This is a genomic window from Sediminibacterium sp. GW821-FHT12F12 (assembly GCF_058806635.1).
The window spans coordinates 83,425-102,970 of the sequence record NZ_JBXAPW010000010.1 but is presented as its reverse complement, the minus strand read 5'-3'; the positions used below and the strand labels follow the sequence as shown (position 1 = coordinate 102,970).

Genomic DNA, 19,546 nt, shown 5'->3' with positions numbered 1-19,546 from the left:
AAGGACTACCCTTAACAATTTCGGAATCATTCCATTTCCGTGAATAACCAGGTCTGATTATACTCAACTCTAACCATACCCGCTAATGTGTTGCCCCTCCGGGGGCAATGGCATATCTCCTTCCTTCGGGTCTACAAACGGGGAATCCCTCCGGGATTCATATTAAAATGCTATAGATTTTACGATAAAACCAATATCCTCATCATATAAGTTGCCCCGGAGGGGCAATCAGTTTGTAACTCACAACCCACTGTGTTTTTACAGATGCCCTGGAAGGGCTACCCTTAACAATTTCGGAATCATTCCATTTCCGTGAATAACCGGGTCTGATCATACTCAACATAAAATCCCTCCAACATTTCACGGTACTCCGCCAAAAACTTCTTACGCTTATGATGAATCTGCTGATTCTGAATATATCTAACAACCGTATCCATCTGCGAACGTGCATAACTAAACGCACCGTAGCCTTCCTGCCATCGAAATTGATGGATTGCCAGTTTTTCCTTATTGATCCATTCAGAAGAATCGCCCTTCACCTGTTGCATCAGTGCAGAAATCGATTGTGCAGGGTTTAATCCAACAAACAGATGCAGGTGATCCGGCATATTATTGATAGCAATCAACTTATGCCGGTTGTTCTGCACAATCCCGGTTATATACTGCCGTAGTCGCTCATCCCATTCTTTAGAAAGAGCAGCCTGCCGGTACTTAACCGCAAAAACAATATGCACATATAACTGTGTATAGGTATCCGCCATAACGATGAAAAATTACAGCGCATATTGCGGAAAGAAAAAATTATAACCCTGTATTTGTAACAAGTATTTATACCTTTTGTATCACTTTTACCCGGCCTGCGCTTTTGAAATAAAATAAAAATTAGCCAATACATATGCTACCAGTAAGACCTGCGCAATCACCATATCAAAGCGGTTGGCTTTTTTGAGGTTATTCCTTTTCACGAGTTCCAGCGAATAGACAGAAGAAGCCACGATGAGGAAGATAAAAAATAGTGTAAGGCCATGCAGGCTGTCTACCAGGGTAAAAGCTGTCGATTCCGGCAGTGATGAGTCAATGATATATTTATTACCAATGGCTGCAAACAAAGAGCCTACGCTGAGTCCGAAACGGGAATCAATATTATCGGCATGGATATAAAAGCAGATATACGAGATCAGGAAAGCCACATACATACCCAGAAACATTTTCCAGAACAATTCAGACGCATCGCGTTTGATCGAGATCCGCACACGGTAACTGCCATACTCCATATGTGGTTTCACAATACTTTTATCACCAAAATTAGTCTCGTATGCCTTGATACCCGGCGTAACAATGAAACTATCTATCTCCCATCCCCGCAGTGTAAATCTCGGGTCATAACTTTTTCCGGCCGTATCGGCTGCAAATACGAGTGATTTGGAATCGTACTGTGAATTCTCAATCGAAAGCCGCAGTTTCTGTTTGTCGAAAGGGAAGTTGCCGATCTTCCAGGAATCTTTCATCACACATTGTAATTTCATCAGCACATACACACCATTATTACTGGTATCCACGGTTGTATACAATTTGGTAAAACTTTTCGCCTGCGGAATTTCAAGGTTCTGTACAAAATCGAACTCTTTCCTTTTATAGCGCATCCATAACCAGAGGTTGGTGGTATATTCATTCTGTTTAAAATCGATATCGTGTATACTGGTGATATAGATCCCTGTATACACCGTATCAGGCACTTCTTTCTGGGCATAGGCAGAAAGAAGGCCGAGAAAAGTAACACACAGAAAAAGAAGATTGATTTTTTTCATGAAAGGGATGCTTTACAGTCAGAAAGATAACCCATTTTCCTGTTTTGCCAACTGCTTGCCTTGATCGGGTATTCACACCGCGATACCGCAATTTGGCCCCATTATCAAAATACTGTTCCTCAATCAGTTCTGCTCATTAACTTTAGAATTCAACAGAAACCCCATGAGAAAAAAATTACTGATCGCCAGTCTGCTGGCAGTAGCCCTGCAACCTGTTTTTTCGCAAACCCTGATCCAACGCGATCCTGAGATTGAGAAAATGGTCAGGGAAGTATCTCCCGATTCACTGAAATCCTATATCTATCAACTGGTAGGGTTTGGTACCCGTAATACCTTAAGCACGCAAACTGATCCTGCAAGAGGCATTGGCGCTGCCAGAAACTGGGTACTGGCTAAATTCAACGATTTTGCCAGACAATCCAATGGCAGGTTAACCGCTATGATCGATACCATCACTTTACAACCCGATAAAAGAAGAGTGGACACCACTTTACTGCTCGGTAATGTGATAGCCAAACTCAAAGGAACCGACCCGAATGATACCCGCATTTTTGTCATCAGCGGCCACCTCGATAATATGCGGACCAGCGTAATGGACCGTACTGGCGATGCACCCGGCGCCAATGACGATGCCAGTGGCTGCGCTGCTGTACTGGAATGCGCCAGAATCATGAGTAAACGCAGTTTTCCGGCTACTATTATTTTTGTTACAGTAAGTGGTGAGGAACAGGGTTTGCTGGGCGCTAATTTCATGGCATCCAAAGCCAGAAAAGAGGGTTGGAATATTGAAGCTGTGCTGAACAATGATATCATGGGCAGTAATAACAGTAATGAAACCAATATCATCAACAATACCCGCATCCGCGTATTCAGCGAGGGTTTACCTGCTTTTGAAACGGAGAAAAGTGCCAAACAGATCCGTCAACTGGGACTGGAAAACGATGGCAAAGCCCGTCAACTGGCACGTTATGTAAAAGAAACCGGCGAACGTTATGTAGACAACCTGGAAGTGGTTATGATTTATCGAAATGACCGTTTCTTACGCGGTGGCGATCATACCCCCTTTGTAGAAAATGGGTATGCGGCTGTTCGTTTTACGGAAATGAATGAAAACTATACCCGACAACACCAGAACGTGCGCACCGAAAATGGTATCAACTATGGCGATCTGCCAGAGCATATCGATTTTGAATACCTGCGCAAGAACTCAGCCATGAACCTTGCCAACCTCGCTAACCTGGCCAAAGCACCCGCCATGCCCGAAGAGGTAAAGATCGAAACAAGAAGACTCACCAACACATCATCACTCACCTGGAAAGCACCGAAAAGCGGGAATACGAAAGGCTATTATATTCTGCTAAGGGAAACCACCAGTGCCTTCTGGCAGAAAAAAATCTTCACCACCGATCTGCAATACTCATTGCCCTATTCCAAAGACAATTATTTCTTTGCCGTACAAGCTGCTAACGAATCAGGCAACGAAAGTTTAATGGTAGTACCCGGCATAGCAGGCAGATAAAAAAAGAGCCACAGATAGCAGGTATGAGATCTGCTGTCTGTGGCTAATCAATTTTTAATTGTTAATTTCTAATTGCTAATTAATCTTCTCCGGCACCAATCTGCCTAATACCTTCTGTGTCTCTTCTGTACCTCTATCACCACCTTCATGGTATTCCGCATCTTCATTCACATCCCAAAGATCGAACAGTTCTTTTCCGGCAACGATATTTTTAGCAGCCAGCATTGCTGTCATCATGCTATGATCCTGGTTATTGTATTTGTGCATGCCATTGCGGCCAATCAGGTATAAACCGGGATAAGCTTTCAGCGCTTCACGGATCTCGCTCACATTTTCCTTGTAGCTGTGATCGTATACCGGATACGCTTTTGGCTGGCGAACCACATAACCATCCACCACGGCACTATCTTTGGTTAAACCGATCTGTTCGATTTCTTTTTTGGCGAGATTGATCAGTGTTTCATCACTGCTGTTCCACAAGCCATCCCCTTCAAAACAGAAATATTCCAGTCCATAACAGGCCATATTTGCATCCGGTACCATAAACGGACTCCAGGATTTGAAATTCTGTATGCGTCCCACTTTCACACTGGGGTCGTGAATATAGATCCAGTTATCCGTAAACGCATCTTCATCCTTACAGATCAATACCACTGTTAAAAAATCGCGGTAGCCTAATTGTTTGGCAGATGAAAAAGCTTTTTCCGGAAACTGCGGCGATACAGCTGCTACCAGTTCGCGCATGGGTGCTGTTGACAATACATAATCAAATCCTCCCAGGCTTTGTCCATTCGTTGTATGAACGGTCCATTTTCCGTCTGTCGTTGTTACTTCTTTTACCCCACAATTCATTTCTATCTGCACACCCATGGCTTTGCTTTTAGCCGCGCAGGTTTCCCACATCATACCGGGACCGTATTTTGGATAACGGAAAGAATCGATCAGTGTTTTGATTACTTTATCCTTGCTTCCCCCTCCTGCTTTAGGTTTGAACAATGCATTCCAGATGGCGCTGCTGAGTGATAAACCTTTGATCCGCTGTGCGGCCCAGTCGGCTGAAATCTCTTTGCAGGGAATACCCCATACTTTCTCTGTATAGGTTTTGAAGAAGATATTAAATAAACGTTGACCGAACTGGTTCACCACCCAATCTTCAAAATTGGTCGGATTCTTTACCGGAAAAGCTTTGGCTTTCAGGTAACTGGCTACACACAAACCACTTTCAATGACTCCCAGTTTATTCAGGGCTTCAAAAGCCACCAAAGGATATGAAAAGAATTTTTTATTATAGTAAATCCGGGAACTGCGTGGACGTTCCAGCATTTCATCGCCAAGGATCTCGGTCCAGAAATCTTCCACTTCTTTCGACTTGGAAAAGAAACGGTGACCACCAATATCAAAATGGTACCCTTTATAGGATTCTGTGCGGGAGATGCCTCCCACATATTGTGGGTCTTTCTCAAAAACCATGACCTCCTGGTTTTCCTTCCCCAGTAAATACGCGGCTGTTAATCCTGCCGGCCCCGCACCAATGATGGCAACTTTTTTTGACATATTACAGGTTGTAAATTGAACTCATTTCCTTTAAAGTGGTAAAGGTGTGAAATTATTGTGGTTCTACCGCTATTTTTGTACCGCAATTGACAACCGAACCCGCTAACAAAGCCCCAAAAACTCCCATGGCCAGTTACTTCTACAACGTTACCTGTAAAGCTTTTGGCGATCTGACGCCACATGAATTATACGAGATCATGCGTTTACGAAACGAAGTGTTTGTACTGGAGCAATTATGTGTATACCAGGATGCAGATAACAAAGACCAGCGAAGCCATCACCTGATGATCAAAGACAGCGGCAAACTGATAGCCTATGCCCGCCTCTTACCGCCGGGTGTATCTTACCCTGAAATGTCGATCGGCCGCGTCATCAGCTCGCCCGAATATCGCCGAAAAGGGGCCGGCAGGCTACTGATGCAGCAGGCAATAGAAGGGTGTCACAAATTATTTGGCGAAGGCCCCATCCGCATTGGCGCGCAATTATACCTGAAAAAATTTTATGAATCTTTCGGGTTTGTACAGGCTGGCGATATCTATCTGGAGGATAATATTGAGCATATAGAGATGAAGCGCCAATGATAGAATGATAGAATGAGTGAATGAGTGAATGAAAAAATACTATCAACCATTCCATCATTCTATCATCCTATCATCCTATCATTATGTAAGCTCCGTCTTCAAAAACCTCGCCGTATGGCTTTTGGTTATCTGGATCATTTTCTCCGGAACACCTTCAAATAAGATGGTTCCTCCACCATCGCCGCCTTCGGGGCCGAGGTCGATGATATGGTCGGCCACTTTTACTACATCGAGATTGTGTTCAATTACCAGTACTGTATTACCTCTGTCTACCAGTTTATTGAGCACATCCAACAGGTGTTGGATATCCTGAAAATGCAGACCAGTGGTGGGTTCATCGAGGATATAAAAAGTTTTACCGGTATCTTTTTTACTGAGTTCTGTGGCCAGTTTAACCCGTTGGGCTTCGCCTCCGCTTAGGGTAACGGCTGATTGTCCTAAAGTAATATAACCCAGCCCTACATCCTGTAACACTTTGATCTTGCGGTACAGGTAGTTGATGGGCTGGAAGAATTCACAGGCTTCATCCACCGACATATTCAATACATCACTGATGGATTTCCCTTTGTAACGGATCTCCAGTGTTTCGCGGTTATATCGTTTACCGTTGCATTTTTCGCAGTGCACATATACATCGGGTAAAAAATTCATTTCAATTACCCGCATACCACCTCCTTCACATACATCGCAGCGGCCCCCTTTTACATTGAAGGAAAAACGGCCGGCATTGTATCCGCGGATCTTGGCTTCGGGTATGGCCGCAAACAGGGTACGGATCTCGGTAAAGAACCCGCAATAGGTAGCCGGATTACTCCGGGGCGTTCGACCAATGGGCGATTGATCGATCTCAATCACTTTATCGATGTGTTCAAGTCCTTTGATACTGGTGAATGGCATCGGTGTTACCCGGCTGTTATAACAGTGTTTGGAGAGAATGGGATATAGGGTTTCATTGATAAGGGTGGATTTACCACTGCCGCTTACGCCGCTCACTACAATCAGTTTGCCTAATGGAAAAACCACATCTACTTTTTTCAGGTTGTTTCCTTGGGCTCCCTTTAACTCCAGCTGTTTACCATTACCCAGGCGACGTTGCGCAGGTATTTCAATTTTTTTCTTTCCGCTTAAATAGAGTGCTGTTTCGGATCCACTTTGTAATACCTGTTGTGGAGTGCCGGCGGCTACGATATGTCCGCCATACATGCCCGCTTTGGGGCCGATATCCACCAGGTGATCGGCGGCCATCATAATATCCTTATCATGTTCTACCACCAGTACGCTGTTACCGATATCGCGGAGATTTTGTAAAGCCAGGATCAACTGGTGATTATCCCGTTGATGCAGACCGATGGAAGGTTCATCCAGGATATACGTAATGCCCTGCAACTGCGAACCGATCTGTGTAGCCAACCTAATCCGCTGCGATTCGCCCCCGCTTAAACTGCGGGAAGGGCGGTTGAGTGAAAGATAAGTGAGCCCCACATCCAGCAAAAACTGCACCCTTTCGCGGATCTCTTTCAGGATATCTTTGGCAATAGCATTCTGCTTTTTGGATAACCGTTTTTCGATCGTTTCAAACCAGGCATGCAGTTTATCAAGATTGAGATTACTGAGTTCAGCAATATTTTTTTCATCTACTTTAAACCAGAGACTTTCCTGTTTTAACCTTGCTCCATTACAACTGTTACAGGTTTTCAACTCCATGAATTTTTCTACCCACTCGCGCAGGGTTTCACTACTGTTGGTGCCAGAGAACCAGCGTTTCAGCATGGGTACGATTCCTTCAAATTCGCCTTCGTAAGGCTGGCCTGCCACATCTTCTTCCATATCACCAATCTCCAGTGAACTGCCTTCCGCATTGCCATAGAGCAGGATATTTAAAGAAGCAGCCGAGAGATCCTTGATCGGTTTATCCAGACTGATCTTATTCTTTTTAGCCAGCACTTCTACATTGCGATACATATATGCATCGCGCTGTTCGCCCAAAGGAACAATACCACCTTCCTTGATACTCAATTTGGGATCGGGTATGATGGCTTCCATACTGATGCTGTATACATTGCCCAATCCTTTACAGGTAGGGCAGGCACCGTAGGGTGAGTTAAATGAAAACGCATTGGGTGAAGGTTCTTCGTAGCTGATACCTGTATCCTCACACATCAGCTGTTTGGAGTACTGCACGGTTTTATTGGTATCATTCAGCAACAGGAACATCAGGTCCTTTCCCATTTTCAGGGTTTGCTGAATGCTCTGGCTCAACCGTACTTTCATATCATCCGTAACCTGCAGCCGATCAATCACCACTTCAATATCGTGGATCTTGTAACGGTCAACCTGCAGTTTGGGAGTAAGATCCATCACTTCCCCATCCACCCTCACTTTTAAAAAACCTTTTTTACGGATATCTTCAAAGAGTTCGCGGTAATGTCCTTTACGGCCCCGGATCAGGGGTGCGAGCAGGCTGATTTTTTTATTTCTGAATTTGGCAAAAATATTCTCTACAATTTCCTCCTCACTGAACTTGATCATTTTCTTACCCGTATGATAGCTATAGGCTTCGCCGATACGTGCATACAGCAAACGCAGAAAATCATATACTTCTGTAACGGTACCTACAGTAGAGCGGGGATTTTTATTGGTAGTTTTCTGTTCGATGGAAATGACCGGCGACAACCCGGTGATCTTATCTACATCAGGCCGCTCCATATCGCCCATGAACTGACGGGCATAGGCACTGAAGCTTTCCATGTAGCGGCGTTGCCCCTCGTTATAAATGGTATCAAATGCCAGCGAAGATTTTCCACTGCCGCTAACACCGGTAAATACCACCAGTTTGTTCTTGGGAATGGAGATATCAATGTTCTTGAGGTTATGCTCCCGGGCACCAAACACTTCAATTCTTTCGTCGGTAGATATGATTTCTTCTGTTTGCTTTTTCCTGCTTACTTGCTTAGCCATGAACGGAGATGATAAGGGTCAAATGTACTAACATTCAAAAAGCCTGCTTGTTTAAATTATATGGGCGATGCAGCAAATAAGACAGTTCTGGCATCATATTTGTTTAATTTTATATAAATCCTGCTTATGAAAAATCTATTTCTACTCATTGCTGTATTCTTATGCATTCATTCCCAGGCACAACTGGAAAAAGGTAGCCGTATTGTTGGCCTCCAGACGAACCTGATCATCGGTGATATCTATACTACCCTGCCCGAACTTTCTGTGGGTAGCAACAGCAGTACCTATGGATTAAACCTCGTGCCTACCATTGGCTGGGTCGTAGATCGCAACTGGGTAATTGGCGGACAAGCCACATTGGGTTTCTGGCATGAGCAGAATACGCCTCCGTATCCGGGCGCAGGTACCAACATATACAACTATTATGACTTTGGCATCGCCCCTTTTACACGTCTGTACCTTGATATCACCAAAAATAAAAAATGGAAGGGCTACGGCCTCGCAGCCATAGAATTTGCCAATATGCAGCGCTTTTATACAAACAAAAACCTGTCTGGCACATCAAAATCCTCAGATAGTTACACAAATGTCAAGGCTACCGTTGGTATCGGATTCGCCTATTTTGGCCGGAAAGTAGCGGTGGACCTGAACGCCGCTGTAACCGGTTTACGGTTGGGCGTATATAAAACTTTCAGCCCCCGAAAAAAATAATTTTCGTCCCGAAACCCTTGCTGGTATTGAAAAGAAGGCATATTTCTACAAAACGAGTAGACTTTTATTTTGGAAATCTGAAATCCATGCCCTTATCTTTGCAGCAGTTCTTTAGAATACTTATCAAGAAAGGCAGAGGGAATTTGGCCCGATGAAGCCTTGGCAACCCATACATCTCACTCAGTTGTATGAAGGTGCCAACTCCGATCCCGTCGTAAGGCGGGAAAAGATAAGTCAGAGTAATAGTTTGTAATTGATCCACCCAGGTGGTATACCATATTCAAGCTCATCTGACTTACCGGATGAGCTTTTTTTATGCAGTTTACCCACGGTAATCTGTGAGGAAAGTTTATCTGGTAAGTTCCTGCTCGCTTCTCTTGTTAAGTTTCGAATAGAATTTTTACAACATTCTACACTTCTCCGGTTATTTCTTTGAAGCGCCGGGGGCAAACTGATTAACAATGAGCACAGCCACAGAACTGATCCACAGCATTCCGGTAGACCCTTTAACAGGAGCCATTTCGGTTCCCATTTACCAGACTTCCACTTTTGTGCAGGAGGCACCGGGTGTAAACAAAGGATATGATTATGCACGCAGTGGCAATCCTACCCGCGCTACACTGGAGCAATTGATTGCCCAACTGGAAAAAGGAACCGTAGGGCTCGCTTTCGCCAGTGGACTGGCAGCGATTGATGCCATTATAAAACTTTTACAGACCGGCGACGAGATTTTGGCGGTGGATGATATTTATGGCGGTGCTTTTCGACTGTTCACCAATGTGTATGAGAAATTCGGCATCAAAGTGAAATATGTAGACACTTCTGATGTAACCAATCTGCTGGATGCCATTACCCCACAAACCAAACTGATCTGGCTCGAAACGCCTACCAATCCAACACTCAAGATTTCAGATATTGAAGCCATCGCCAAACTGGCCAAAGCGCAAAACTGCTTACTCTGTGTTGACAACACCTTTGCTTCGCCGGTATTACAACAACCGCTGGCCCTGGGTGCCGATATTGTGATACACAGTGCCACCAAATACCTGGGCGGACATAGCGATCTGATTGCAGGTCTGGTGGTAACCAAAGATGCAGAGCTCGGCGCAAAGATCAAGTATCTGCAAAATGCCTGTGGTAATATTCTGGGGCCATTCGACAGCTGGCTGGTGATCCGTGGAATAGAAACCCTGCACCTGCGTGTAAAACAGCATTGTGACAACGCGCAAACCATTGCAGAATACCTGACACAGCATCCCCTCGTAGACAAGGTATTTTACCCCGGTTTGACAACACATCCGAACCACGGCATTGCTAAAAAACAGGCTAAGGGTTTTGGTGGTATTATCTCTTTTGCGCTGAAGAATGATACAGAAGAAGCGGCTGTACAGCTGGTTACCAAAACCAAACTGTTTAAACTGGCAGAAAGTCTGGGAGGTATCAAAAGCCTGATCTCACATCCGGCAAACATGACGCATAAATCCATTCCCGCAGCAAAAAGAAGATCGGCAGGTGTACAGGATAGCCTGGTGCGATTATCTATCGGACTGGAAGAGGTAGAAGATCTGTTGGCGGATCTGGAACAGGCATTTACCGCTATTCAGCAAACAAAACAGGTTTTACAACAGGCATAAGACATATAGCTAATTTAAAGTAGAAACAGCAACACCATTATGGAAACACACAAACAGTTAACGATCGGATTATTCGGATTTGGCGTAGTAGGCGAAGGTTTATACAAAGTATTACAACAAACACCTTCCTTACAGGCCACTATCAAAAAAGTATGTATTAAAAATCCCGGGAAACAGCGGAATGCACCGGCATCTTTGTTCACAACCGATAGGGATGAGGTTTTACAGGATGAAAGTATTAATGTAGTAGTAGAAGTGATTGATGATGCCAATGCGGCGTTTGAGATTGTTTCGATTGCCCTGCGCAACGGTAAGGCAGTGGTAAGCGCCAGCAAAAAAATGATCGCGGAACACCTGCCGGAAATTCTGGCCTTACAGCAGGAAACCGGCCTCCCCTTTCTCTGCGAAGCCGCCGCCTGTGCATCCATCCCCGTGATCAGGAACCTGGAAGAATATTACGACAATGACCTGCTGCATTCGATCAAAGCCATTGTAAATGGCTCCACCAATTTTATCCTGACCAAAATGTTTGAAGACAGGCTGGATTTCCAGGAGGCTTTACTGCTGGCCCAACAGTTGGGTTTTGCAGAAAGTAATCCCAAGCTGGATGTGGAAGGATATGACGCTGTAAACAAATGGACCATCCTGCTGAACCATGCCTATGGCATCGTAGCACATCCGGATAATATTCTCTTCAGTGGTATTCAGAATATCCAGCTACAGGATGCCGTAGTGGCTAAAGAAAAGAATCTCGACATCAAACTGATAGCCCAGGCACAGAAATTAAAAAATGGGAAAGTAGCGGCTTTTGTACTGCCACAGTTTGTGAAACTGAACGAACCTTTATCCTTCGTTAAAAACGAATACAATGGTGTAGTGATAGAAAGTGGGTTTTCTGATAAACAGTTTTTTTATGGAAAAGGTGCAGGAAGTTTCCCTACGGCATCGGCTGTATTGAGCGATATCAGTGCTTTGCGCTATGATTACCGGTATGAATACAAGAAATTGTATCATCATACACCCAATGAACTAACACACGATTATTACCTGAAAGTGTATATCAGTTTTGATGACTGGAAATATATTCCCCGCGAAAAATTTGAATGGATAGAAGAATGGCATGCCGAAGCGGAGCGAAAATACCTGATCGGCGTATTACATGTGAAACAACTGAAAGAAAGCAACTGGTGGAGAGAAAATGGCAGTTCACTGATCCTTACCAATGAACCGATCATTGATAACCTTGACATCATTAACCTGAAAAAAAGAAGTCTTGAGCTGGCGGGTATCGCCTGATGATTTTTTGTACTTGTATGGTTTTTAGTATGGCCCCGTCTATCCAGATGGGGCTTTTTGCTGTATTTTACCGGCTTCAATCAGTAAATTTGTCAAAACCATTCTCTGCATGTACAGTTCCTCCCCCTTCCCTAACCGGAATTTTCTGGCAGGTTTTCTACTTACCCTGATCGCTTCGCTTTTTTTGCTGGTTAACTCATGGGTAGTAGGCAAAGACCTTTTCTTTCTGATGCTGAATACAGATCTGGGCACCAACGCAGATGTTTTTTTTCATTACTGGACCTATCTCGGTGATGGCGCCATCTGGGTACCGGTGGCCGTATTATTCTGGTTATACCGTAGAAAACAATTTCCAATGCTACTGGCTGCCATCTTATTTTCAACGGTAATCACCCAGGGATGTAAGAATTTTATACTGCCCGCAGAACCCAGGCCCACGACAGCTATCACTAACACATCAGCTATACACACCGTACCCGGTGTTGAGTTACATGCTGCCTATAGCTTCCCTTCCGGTCACACAGGAACGGCTTTTACGCTTTTTCTGCTGGGTTGTTTACTGATCCCTCACAGATGGTTTGTGCCGGTTGGTTTTGTATATGCTTTGCTGGTGGGGTATTCACGCATTTACCTCGCCCAGCATTTTCCATTGGATGTGGGTGGTGGCATGATGACCGCACTTTTTACTTTGCTCCTATCCATAGCCGTTCAGCAACAATGGGAGAAGCGAAAAAAACAACATAACAAACAGATATGAAAAGAGCCGCAGAAATTCTGCGGCTCTTTTAGATTAAATAGATTTTCTTAAATTAATCCTTCCATCTCCAGTCGCCTGCGATCTGTAAAGGTTCTTTCAGGTTATTTTTGATCAGGAAAATCCTTGTTTCTTCATCTGAAAAATGTTTCGCTTTGATCTCTTTTGAATCGGCTATTCCATATAACAACATGGCATTAAAACGTACCGTGTTTTTCATTCCCATTTCGTCTACGAGGTTAAACCCGTCACAATCAGCATGGTAACAGGGGCCGGAATTATTCGGCAGCGTGCCGCCTGCAGCACCACCGGTTGGCACACCGTGCAACATAAAGGGCTGGTGATCGCTATGTAATCCAGCCCCGCTGCGGAAGGTGTTTTTGAAAGTGGTATCCAATGAATGCGCAATAGCCCCGATCGACTGGAAAAGTTCTTTACTTTCTTCGGCTGTACTGGAATATCCTTTGGGATCATTGGTCATATCATAGTTCAGCATATAACGCACCTGGTTTATGCTTTTATCTTTGGTAGCCGCTTCTACATAAGCTCTCGACCCCAGCAGTCCCTGCTCCTCGCCCATGAACATCACAAACTCAAGCGTTCTTTCAGGTTGTAGTTTCAGTGCCATAAAGGTTCTGGCCATATCGAGTACAGAAAAAGATCCGATACCATTGTCTATGGCACCGGTGGCCAGATCCCAGCTATCCAGGTGTCCGCCAACAACCACTTTTTCTTTGGATAATGATTTCCCTTTGATCGTAGCAATCACATTACGGGCCTTGATCATACCGGAGAAATTGGTCAGGCTGATATGGCTGTATAATTTCCCAGCTTTCAGTTTTTCCTTCCAGGCCATACCATCTTCTTTACCAATACAAACGGCCGGTATCGGAATCAGTTTTCCGGTTACAGAAGCCGTACCGGTGAGGAGAATTCCACCGGTAGCGGTATTGATAATGATAATTCCCTGAGCACCGTGTTTAGTAGCAATCGCTGTTTTTTCAGAGCGGTGCAAAGATTTGGTACCGGCTTTTGAACCCGGCAATACACCAAGGTATACCAGTGCGATCTTGCCTTTTACTTTATCGGGAGCGGCGGCATAATCTTCTTCCAGTCCATTACCCATATCCACTACTTCCAGACTTACATCTGATTTTACAGGTGAGTGCGCCAGCGATACCGATTTTACATCCTGCAGGTTAGCAGGATCGGTGCCCATTTGCACACGAATGGTTCCGCGGCTCCAGCTCTCTACTTCAAAAGGCTGGTAACGCAGGTTCGTAAAACCATAAGATTTCAACAGGTTATAAGCAAACTCTTCTGCTTTTTTACCGTTGGCCGAGCCGGTTAACCGATGGCCGATAGTAGTGGTAGCTGTTTGCAGGCTACTATACGCTTTTGAATGTGTTAATACTTCCTGGTTAATGCGGGTGAAGATCGTTTTCCATTCAGGTTTTTCCTGGGCAGAAAGGGATGAGATACCTAACAAAGAACAGAGGGTAAGAAAACCGGTCAATTTTTTCATATGCTGTTATGATTTGAGGAGCCAATTTATCCAATATATTCCAAATACAGCCAGGCAGATGAAAACACTATAAGATACAGGGCTGATTGTGTATATTGGGTAACCAAAATTAATAATATGAAATACTGCCTGGTTTTCTGCCTGGGATTGATTTCTTTTCTCAGTACTGCCCAAAAAAATGCATCCATCGCTTTTGAAAAATGGTTAAGCCTGAAACAGGTGGGTTCTCCTGTGATTTCACCCAATGGAAAATACGTTGTGTATACCCTGACGTCTACCGACTGGGCCAGCAATGGATATGACAGTGAGATCTGGTTATCCAAAGAAGGGGGAACGCCTATCCAGTTAACCCGCACCAGTAAAGGCAGCAGTAGTTCACCGGCATTTACGCCGGATAATCAATTCATCAGTTTTTTATCCGACAGGGGAGAAAAAATGCAGCTTTACCTGATACCGGTAGATGGAGGCGAAGCGTTACAGATTACCAAAGATGAAGATGGTATAGGTGGTTATGAGTGGAGCCCGAATGGCCGGCAGCTGGTTTATACAAAAGCAGATCCGGATAGCCGGAAAGAAAAAATGGTGAAAGAAAGGTATGGCGCATTTGCGGTGGAAGGAGAAGAATACAAATTGAGCCATCTCTGGTTATTGCCCTTCAACTATGATTCTGTTCTGCTCGCAGGTTTATACCCCTGTTATACAGGTAAAGATTCTATGAACCGGAAACCGGACTGTTATAAAATACCCGTGGCTAAAAAACTGACCAATGGAAATTTTACAGTTGCCGGTTTTTCATGGAGTCCAACAGGCACTGCTATCCTCTTTAATAAACAACCCAATCCGCTGATCAACTCTTCTTTATACAGCGATATCGCATTGGTTGATATCACAACAAAAAAAATCGAAACATTGGTCAGCAACCCCGGCAGCGATGGGTTAACGGAATGGGCACCGGATGGCAGTGCCTTTATTTACCGGAGTTCGGTAGATGATTCTATCAGTAATTTTTTTAGAAACAGTCGTTTGTTCATCTATGACCTGTCTACCAAAAAGAGCCGGGAAATAGGCGCAGATATTGATGAAAACAAAAGCATTTATAGCTGGAACGAAAAAGGGATTTACTTCGGCGCTTCACAAAAAATGAAGACCGCTGTTTACCGGATGGATCCGCAGACCGGTATCAGCAAGCAGCTGTCTGTACCATTAGACAATACCGGCACTATCAGTTTTGCCCGCAAAAGCGATCTGATCGCCATTACCGGCAGAAATTTTTCTGATCTCAATGAAATTTATTACGGCACATGGGCAGGCAACTGGAAAAAGGTTACTAATATCAACGCGCAGATCAGTAACTGGAACACACCTGTCAATGAGATTGTTGAATGGAAGAGTAAAGATGGTGCCAGCATTGAAGGCGTATTACTGAAGCCGCGCAATTTTGATCCCTCTAAAAAATATCCATTGTTGGTAATGATCCACGGTGGCCCTACAGGCATAGACCGGCCCGAGCCAACACCTGGCGGTGTGTATCCTGTGATGCAATGGGTAGAAAAGGGTGCATTGGTATTACGGGTTAATTACCGCGGCAGTGCGGGTTATGGCGAAAAATTCAGATCCCTGAATGTTCGGAACCTCGGCGTGGGCGATATGTGGGATGTGGTAAGTGGTATTGAATCCTTACAAAAAAAGGGATTCATTGATACAGCCAGAATGGGTTGTATGGGATGGAGCCAGGGCGGTTATATTTCTGCCTTTCTTACTACCAATACAACCATGTTCAAAGCCATTTCGGTGGGTGCGGGAATTTCTAACTGGATCACTTATTATGTCAGCACAGATATCACCCCCTTTACCCGCCAGTACCTGAAAGCCACCCCATGGGAGGATATGGGCATCTATCAAAAAACTTCTCCCATGACCACTATCAACAAAGCCGGCACGCCTACTTTGATACAACATGGTGAATTTGATAAAAGAGTTCCTATACCCAATGCGTATGAGCTATACAGGGGGCTTCAGGACAGGCATATCCCTTCAAAGCTGATTGTCTATAAAGGTTTTGGGCATGGCATTACCAAACCAAAAGAAAGACTGGCGGCCATCTGGCATAACTGGCTTTGGTTTAATCATTTTGTGTTTGGAGAGCCTGAAGAGTCATTACCCGTTGATTAAAAATGCTATAACAAGCCATTCTGAGTGGTTATGAACGCTTCCTTGTTTTGTTCAGTAGGCAAAACAGGGATTTCATACAGACAAATTCAGGGTTCGGGATCATAGTTTTTTACATATGGAAGAAAAAGAGAACTTTTACAGTACAATTTTCTCATGTTGTTATTCAGTTTTTAGTTTAGGGAAACAACAACATACCGAGCGGGTATTCTTGCCCGCTTTTTCTTTTTCTCTAAGGGAGGGGAGCGTAGCTGATTTCTGTCCAACAGCCTGCCTGAACCCGCTTCAACCAAGCCGTCCGGTTACATCCACAAAAAAATTGGTTGTTTGTAATAAAATTCAAACAAAGTCTATAATAAATAATTAATTTCCGATTGGAACATTTATTGCACATGAGATAATCCCCCGTTATGACCACACACTCATTTGTGTATTCAAACAACCCGAGATTCCGGCTATTCAGACATTTTGTATTCTGGATGGTCTGGATTTTTTATTTTACCCTGATCTACAGTCAGCGTGGCGGAACGAGTGCCATTGGGTATGCCGCCCATTTGCAATACACCATCCTGGAAATGCTGATCATCCTTTCGGTGGATATAATTTTCTGTTATGCCGTCCTCTACCTGCTGGTTCCCAAAATGCTATTGCAGGAAAAATACCTCGGGTTCTTTTTGTTCCTGGGTCTGTTCCTGTTGCTGGATGCATCACTCTCCAGTTATTTTTATACCTGGCTGGTAAATCCCCTCAGGAAATTTTACGGTCTTCCCGAATTCAAATACATTGCCCTTACAGATCTGCTGCGCGGATTAAATGGCGTATTAATGATCACGGGCACAGCCGTATCGATCAAGTTCTTTAAGTATTGGAATATCAAAAAACAGGAACTCTATCTTGTTAAATCAGAAAAGATCAGCCGGGAGCTCAAATTTATCGACAGTCAGATCCAGCCCAGCTTTCTGCCCTTATTATTAAAAAAAATTCATTCTTACTCCTTCTCCGGCACCAATAAGGTACCGGAAATGCTGGGTAAATTGCAACAGATCCTTACTTACCTGATAGATGAGTGTAACCAGCCAACAGTGCTGCTTTCGCATGAAATAGACAGTATCCAGAATTTTGTACAGCTGGAACGCTTAACCAGTACCGATCGTTTGTCGCTGCAGTTTGAGCAAACAGGTAATCCCGGAGAACTAAGGATAGTTCCTTATATCCTCTTCCCTTTTGTAGAAAGTAATTTCAGGCAGGTAAGTGATAATATTACCGATAAACACTGGACCAGTTTGTTTATCAGGATAGAAGGCAGCCGTATTATCCTGCAGGTAAAGAACAGCAAACCCGTAGAAACTTCAAACCTATTGAACTATGAAACATCTACTTTACAGCAGATGCGCAAACGCCTTGATCTTGTATATCCCGGCAGTTATAAAATGAATATTATCATAGAAGAAAACATGTTCACCATTCAACTGGAGATTGACCTGAGTAAAGCTGTTAATTAACGTAGTTCCTATTGATCAACTGCCCTACCCTTGATTAAAAGAAAATGCCACCATCTTACGATAGTGGCATTTCTTGTTTTGTACTACAATGGGGGATTAATCTTTAATACCCTGTATTCTGCTGCGACTTGATATTTGGATTGGCATCCAGCTCAGTCTGCGGAATAGGCAGTATTCTTCTGAAATTATCCTTGGCAATGGTCAATGGTACATTACCGGGGTAATTCCCATTCACATTTACACGAACCACGTCCCTGTTATAACGGACAAGATCCCAGAAACGATGTCCTTCAAAAGCCAGTTCCTTCCTTCTTTCTGTAAGGATATCTTCCAGCACCTGTGCACCTGCAGAAACATATCCCGCAAAAGCGGCATCCCTGCGGGTTGCTACCTGATTTACATAGGTTAATGCCTGTGGAATATTACCTGTCTGATAAGAAGCTTCTGCAGCAATCAGGTATACTTCTGACAAACGAACCACTTTGATGGTGTAGTTATTGTTGTTAGGATACTTGTTGATCACTTTTACATTCTTTCCACCACGAACCGCATCTACCATCAGTGTTCTTCTTAGATCCGTTGCACTATATGTCTGAAACAATTCGTCTGTAGCCAGACCGTCTCCATAACCTACCTGTGAAAAGAAATAAGGCAGTGATTCAAGACCGGCATTTCCGTTGGGATCAAAACCTAACTCAAAAATGGTTTCCTGTTTGTCAGTACGCAGGTTAGCATTAGACCAGTAAGCAGTATAGTTAGCCAATGTGGTTAAAGAATAACCTCCGTTATTGATCACGTCCTGCGCATTCGTAAGCGCTTTTGCCCAATCACCTTTAAACTGGTACAATCTGGCCAGCAAAGCTTTGGCAGTGTTCTTACTGGCATACCCTGCAGAATAAGGCGCCCTGTCTGTTAAGAGCGGTATTGCCGCCTGAAGGTCTTTTTCAATCTGGTCATATACTTCCTTTACTGTATTCCTTTTGGGTTTTACAGTTGGATCATAGGTCAGCACCAATGGTACACCCAGGTCTGTAGCTGCCGTGGCAGCGGCATAAGGTTTCGCATATTGTTTTACCAGGTCAAAATAAACCAGTGCCCGCATGGTGAGGGCCTCACCACGGTATTGGTTAATATTGGCATTTCCTGTGAGTGCACTATTGATCACATTATTGGCCCGGAGGATTGTTGCATAAGAACTGTTCCAGTTACCGGATACACTTGCAGAAAGTGCATTGTAATTCAGCTGAAAATATTCCAGAAAACGGTTAGAGTTAGTAGCTGATATATATATGTTATCAGCCAGCAGATCTGCCCGCAACTGTATATCTCTTCCATACAGTGTATTATTACGTAATGCTGAATAAATACCATTAGTAGCGGCCTGCATATCACCCTCTGTAGTAATGGCGATATCGAGTGCTACCTGGTCGTAAGGTTTCAGCTCCAGGTAACTTTTCTTACAGCCGGTTACCAGGTAACTACCTGCAGTAAAAGTGAGGATATAAATGATTTTTTTCATCTTCATTGTCATTTTT

At 44.0% G+C, this 19,546-nt stretch carries 14 protein-coding genes and 1 riboswitch; of the genes, 8 read left to right on the top strand and 6 right to left on the bottom strand.

Annotated features, from left to right (window positions below; translation table 11 throughout):
- Positions 1 to 299: 299 nt before the first annotated feature.
- On the bottom strand, positions 300 to 761 hold the full coding sequence (gene tnpA, locus AC1RNB_RS14125) for an IS200/IS605 family transposase (protein ID WP_493083774.1): 462 nt from the start codon (positions 759 to 761) through the stop codon (positions 300 to 302).
- 87 nt (positions 762 to 848) lie between these two features.
- Positions 849 to 1,808 carry a ligand-gated ion channel gene (locus AC1RNB_RS14120; RefSeq protein ID WP_493083772.1) on the bottom strand — a complete coding sequence of 320 codons (960 nt, stop codon included), beginning with the start codon at positions 1,806 to 1,808 and terminating at the stop codon, positions 849 to 851.
- 163 nt (positions 1,809 to 1,971) lie between these two features.
- Between AC1RNB_RS14120 and AC1RNB_RS14115 the strand changes: the two genes are divergently transcribed.
- Complete coding sequence (locus AC1RNB_RS14115; RefSeq protein WP_493083770.1) at positions 1,972 to 3,327, top strand: M20/M25/M40 family metallo-hydrolase; 1,356 nt, start codon at positions 1,972 to 1,974, stop codon at positions 3,325 to 3,327.
- A 75-nt stretch (positions 3,328 to 3,402) separates the two neighbouring features.
- Here the strand turns inward: AC1RNB_RS14115 and AC1RNB_RS14110 are convergent, their stop codons facing one another.
- Positions 3,403 to 4,881: an NAD(P)/FAD-dependent oxidoreductase gene (locus AC1RNB_RS14110; protein ID WP_493083768.1), complete on the bottom strand. Its 1,479-nt coding sequence runs from the start codon at positions 4,879 to 4,881 to the stop codon at positions 3,403 to 3,405.
- A 125-nt stretch (positions 4,882 to 5,006) separates the two neighbouring features.
- Here AC1RNB_RS14110 and AC1RNB_RS14105 point away from each other — a divergent pair, with 125 nt between their 5' ends.
- Positions 5,007 to 5,462 (top strand): GNAT family N-acetyltransferase, encoded by a 456-nt coding sequence (locus AC1RNB_RS14105; RefSeq protein ID WP_493083767.1) that lies wholly within the window; start codon positions 5,007 to 5,009, stop codon positions 5,460 to 5,462.
- 81 nt (positions 5,463 to 5,543) lie between these two features.
- Here AC1RNB_RS14105 and uvrA read toward each other — a convergent pair whose 3' ends face one another.
- Positions 5,544 to 8,420 carry an excinuclease ABC subunit UvrA gene (uvrA, locus tag AC1RNB_RS14100; RefSeq protein WP_493083766.1) on the bottom strand — a complete coding sequence of 959 codons (2,877 nt, stop codon included), beginning with the start codon at positions 8,418 to 8,420 and terminating at the stop codon, positions 5,544 to 5,546.
- 126 nt (positions 8,421 to 8,546) lie between these two features.
- On the opposite strand from uvrA, the gene AC1RNB_RS14095 reads away from it, so the two are divergent.
- From AC1RNB_RS14095 to AC1RNB_RS14080, 4 genes are all read left to right on the top strand, one after another.
- Positions 8,547 to 9,131: a hypothetical protein gene (locus AC1RNB_RS14095; RefSeq protein ID WP_493083764.1), complete on the top strand. Its 585-nt coding sequence runs from the start codon at positions 8,547 to 8,549 to the stop codon at positions 9,129 to 9,131.
- Positions 9,132 to 9,248: 117 nt separating this feature from the next.
- Positions 9,249 to 9,367: riboswitch (SAM riboswitch) on the top strand.
- Between the two features lie 225 nt (positions 9,368 to 9,592).
- Complete coding sequence (locus AC1RNB_RS14090) at positions 9,593 to 10,765, top strand: cystathionine gamma-synthase (protein ID WP_493083762.1); 1,173 nt, start codon at positions 9,593 to 9,595, stop codon at positions 10,763 to 10,765.
- A 39-nt stretch (positions 10,766 to 10,804) separates the two neighbouring features.
- Positions 10,805 to 12,061: a homoserine dehydrogenase gene (locus AC1RNB_RS14085; protein WP_493083760.1), complete on the top strand. Its 1,257-nt coding sequence runs from the start codon at positions 10,805 to 10,807 to the stop codon at positions 12,059 to 12,061.
- A gap of 109 nt (positions 12,062 to 12,170) precedes the next feature.
- On the top strand, positions 12,171 to 12,818 hold the full coding sequence (locus AC1RNB_RS14080) for a phosphatase PAP2 family protein (RefSeq protein WP_493083758.1): 648 nt from the start codon (positions 12,171 to 12,173) through the stop codon (positions 12,816 to 12,818).
- 52 nt (positions 12,819 to 12,870) lie between these two features.
- Here AC1RNB_RS14080 and AC1RNB_RS14075 read toward each other — a convergent pair whose 3' ends face one another.
- A complete protein-coding gene (locus AC1RNB_RS14075) occupies positions 12,871 to 14,340 on the bottom strand; it encodes a M28 family peptidase (RefSeq protein WP_493083756.1) in 1,470 nt (489 codons plus the stop codon).
- A 117-nt stretch (positions 14,341 to 14,457) separates the two neighbouring features.
- Between AC1RNB_RS14075 and AC1RNB_RS14070 the strand changes: the two genes are divergently transcribed.
- Together AC1RNB_RS14070 and AC1RNB_RS14065 are read left to right on the top strand one after the other, a co-directional pair.
- Positions 14,458 to 16,512, top strand: a complete 2,055-nt coding sequence (locus AC1RNB_RS14070; protein WP_493083754.1) for a S9 family peptidase — start codon at positions 14,458 to 14,460, stop codon at positions 16,510 to 16,512.
- A gap of 407 nt (positions 16,513 to 16,919) precedes the next feature.
- A complete protein-coding gene (locus tag AC1RNB_RS14065) occupies positions 16,920 to 18,011 on the top strand; it encodes a histidine kinase (protein ID WP_493083752.1) in 1,092 nt (363 codons plus the stop codon).
- Positions 18,012 to 18,114: 103 nt separating this feature from the next.
- On the opposite strand, the gene AC1RNB_RS14060 is transcribed toward AC1RNB_RS14065, so the two are convergent.
- On the bottom strand, positions 18,115 to 19,530 hold the full coding sequence (locus tag AC1RNB_RS14060) for a RagB/SusD family nutrient uptake outer membrane protein (RefSeq protein ID WP_493083750.1): 1,416 nt from the start codon (positions 19,528 to 19,530) through the stop codon (positions 18,115 to 18,117).
- Positions 19,531 to 19,546 lie beyond the last annotated feature (16 nt).